Below are 2,832 nucleotides of genomic sequence, written 5' to 3'. Positions count from 1 at the left end.
GCGTGCGGATCATCTCGACGTTGCCGATGCCTGGCGCATAGAGTACGTCGGCGCCGGCCTTCTCGAACGCCTGCAGCCGCTTGATCGTGTCGTCGAGGTCGGACTTGCCCCAGAGGAAGTTCTCGGCCCGCGCAGTGAAGACGAAATCGCGTTTCAGGGCCCGCGCCGCTTCCACGGCCGCCGCAACGCGTTCGACGGCGTGCGCAAAATCATAGATCGGCTTGTCCGGATCGCCGGTGTGGTCTTCGATCGAGCAGCCGGCAAGGCCGGCAGCTTCCGCCGCGAAGATGGTTTCGGCGGCCTGCTCGGCGCTGTCGCCCTTGCCTTTCTCGAGGTCGGCCGAGACCGGCAGGCTGGTCGCCGCGGTCACTTCGCGGCAATGGTGGATCATCTGGTCGAAGGTCACCGCGCCGTCCGGCAGGCCGCGCGAAAAGGCAAAGCCGGCGCTGGTCGTCGCCAGCGCCGTGAAGCCGAACGAGCCGAGCAGCTTGGTCGTGCCGATATCCCAGGGATTGGGCACGACGAAGGTCGAGGCATGCAGGTCGCGAAAGATCTTGCCCTTGTCCATGGTAGTTCCCCATCATATGCGGTGTGGCCGAGCGGATTTTATCCTGCTCCATCTGGCCGGGCAAACGAATGCGGTTGGTTCAGAAGCGTTTGGCGTTCTCTCCTGCCAAATTGTTCAGCGCGTCGGAATCCTTGGCGTAGTGCGACGTTGTCTTGTCCCAATGATAGGTGACGGAGATGTCGTGAGATTCAGGTTTGGGCGGCTGGTCATCGCAGCTTTCGTCGTTCACGACGGTGGCATCGGTCACCGTTACCTTGATCGCCGCATGGCGTCGGCCCTCTGCGATGGCTTTAAAGGCAACGTCCTGCGTCCGGCTATAGGCACACACGTGCTCGTCGAACAAATAGATGATGTCGATCAGCTTCAACTTGTCCCTGGCGACCATAATCAGCGGGACGATCATATAGTTCTGGTTTGAATTGGAATGCGAACTCTCGATCATGAGGATATCATCATTGGCGCCGATGCCGAGCTTGCCGGGTTCGCGGAAATAGGTGCTGCGGTCGAGGGCGACATTGGCGGCGTCGAGCAGCCTTGGTTTGCCCGTAATGTCGTAGAGCGCTAGCACCGCATAGCCTTCTGCGCTGTCTGAGGAATCGCCGAGATCGAACAGCATGGTCAGGCGGTCCTTGCCTCCCGCCTTGATGGCAAGCACGGAGGCATTGGAAAAGCCTGAGGTTTCGGGCGGCGAGCCGCCGCTGTCGGGTCCCTCGATATGGCGCATAGCGATCGGCAGCCCGCCCCTGTAAAAGCCATTCTTGTCGGCGGCGAGGTCTGGAATGATCATCCTGGCGAGGTCGAGATAGGTGATGTCTTTTTGGCCGGGCAGTGGGCTGCCGAGCTCCGGAAGGCTGGCGTCTTGCGCGCCGGCTGCGGTCCACAGCAATGGCAGCAGCATCACGGCGAGGATGAAGCGAAGCAGGTTCGTCGGCATGGTCGCCTCAGGGTGTCGGGCGCGCGGAACGTAGCACAGCCTCCCAACCCGTCCAGTCCGTCAGCCAGCTCAGTGGATCGGCACCAGCCCGGCCAGTTCGCGCATGTCGTCGAACAGGATGCCGCCGGCCTGGATAAGGCCGTCGCGGTCGGAATAGGGATCGGCGTGATAGGAAAACACCCGCATGCCGGCCGCGATGCCGGCCTGCGTGCCAGCGACGCTGTCCTCGATGACGATGCAGTCGGCAGGTGCAAAGCCCACGGTTTTCGCAGCATGCAGGAACAGGTCCGGAAACGGCTTGCCGCGCGCGACCATCGTCGAGGAAAACATCGCGTGTTCGAACAGCGGCAACAGCCCGGTCTGGCCAAGTGTGATGTGCATCTTCGACACCCGGGCCGAGGTGGCGACGCAATAGGCGATCCCGGCTGACCGCACGGCCTCGACGAATTCGCGGACATAAGGGATTGCTTCGACGCCGTGGGCGAACAGGTCTGGCAGGCCGGCGTTCCAGCGATCGACAAAATCGGCGCCAAGCCTGACGCTGGTCTTTTCTTCGATCTCTTTCTGCACCGACGCCATGCTGCGGCCGGAGAAATTCTTGCGGCAATATTTGAAGCTTGTCGGATAGCCGGCAGCGGTCAGCCATTCGGCAAGGCGCCGATTGGCCAGGTTCTCCGTATCGACCAGGATCCCGTCGCAGTCGAAGATGACAAGTTTAGGCAGTTCAGGCATCAGGCGGTGCCGGTCGATCCGAACCCGCCCGCGCCGCGCGCCGTGCCGCCGGCCAGGTTGCGCTCTTCCACGGCGGCTTGCGTCACCGCGGCAAAAACGATCTGGGCGATGCGCATGCCGCGCGTCACGGCAAAGTCCTCATCGCCGAGATTGATCAGCAGGACCTTCACCTCGCCGCGATAGTCGCTGTCGATGGTGCCGGGCGTGTTGAGGACGGTCAGCCCATGCTTGAAGGCAAGGCCCGAGCGCGGCCGCACCTGGCCTTCCATGCCTTCGGGAATTTCCAGGATCAGCCCGGTCGGCACCAGAGCGCGTTTTCCGGGCAGGATCAGCAGCGGCCGGTCGTCCGGCACCGCGGCGCGCAGATCCATGCCGGCAGCACCGGTGCTTTCATAAGCAGGAAGGGGAAGTCCTTCAGCATGCGGCAACCTGACGAAGCCGACGGTCGGACCGATGACGGAGGGAGTTTGAAGGGCTGCGCGCATAAAATCGATCCTATCGGCGCGAACGGCGATTCGGTCAACTCGCCCGCAAGCCTATCAACGGCTTTCTTTCAGGCATCAGTATGGCCTGAGGTGTGTTGAGATTCAGGTCAGGC

The 2,832-nt window shown here is 62.4% G+C and carries 4 protein-coding genes; all 4 read right to left on the bottom strand.

What is annotated here, in order from left to right:
- A partial coding sequence (locus EN969_RS25240; RefSeq protein ID WP_127419489.1) for an isocitrate lyase/phosphoenolpyruvate mutase family protein occupies positions 1-568 on the bottom strand: 568 nt, incomplete at its 3' end.
- A gap of 79 nt (positions 569-647) precedes the next feature.
- Positions 648-1,502 carry a hypothetical protein gene (locus EN969_RS25235; protein WP_013528047.1) on the bottom strand — a complete coding sequence of 285 codons (855 nt, stop codon included), beginning with the start codon at positions 1,500-1,502 and terminating at the stop codon, positions 648-650.
- Positions 1,503-1,571: 69 nt separating this feature from the next.
- A complete protein-coding gene (locus EN969_RS25230) occupies positions 1,572-2,234 on the bottom strand; it encodes an HAD family phosphatase (RefSeq protein WP_063169909.1) in 663 nt (220 codons plus the stop codon).
- Positions 2,234-2,719: a dUTP diphosphatase gene (gene dut / locus EN969_RS25225; RefSeq protein ID WP_013528045.1), complete on the bottom strand. Its 486-nt coding sequence runs from the start codon at positions 2,717-2,719 to the stop codon at positions 2,234-2,236. Before dut ends, EN969_RS25230 begins: the two co-directional genes overlap by 1 nt.
- Between the last annotated feature and the right edge of the window lie 113 nt (positions 2,720-2,832).

Source organism: Mesorhizobium sp. M7A.F.Ca.CA.003.01.2.1 (assembly GCF_003998945.1).
Lineage (GTDB): Bacteria > Pseudomonadota > Alphaproteobacteria > Rhizobiales > Rhizobiaceae > Mesorhizobium > Mesorhizobium ciceri.
The sequence above is the reverse complement of the archived record's forward strand: the minus strand, read 5'-3'. Positions and strand labels throughout refer to the sequence as shown.

What these genes read in the sequence shown, in the direction of transcription:
- EN969_RS25235 (WP_013528047.1), bottom strand. Translation starts at nt 1,502, where the DNA reads ATGCCGACGAACCTGCTTCGCTTCATCCTCGCCGTGATGCTGCTGCCA.
- EN969_RS25230 (WP_063169909.1), bottom strand. Translation starts at nt 2,234, where the DNA reads ATGCCTGAACTGCCTAAACTTGTCATCTTCGACTGCGACGGGATCCTG.
- dut (WP_013528045.1), bottom strand. Translation starts at nt 2,719, where the DNA reads ATGCGCGCAGCCCTTCAAACTCCCTCCGTCATCGGTCCGACCGTCGGC.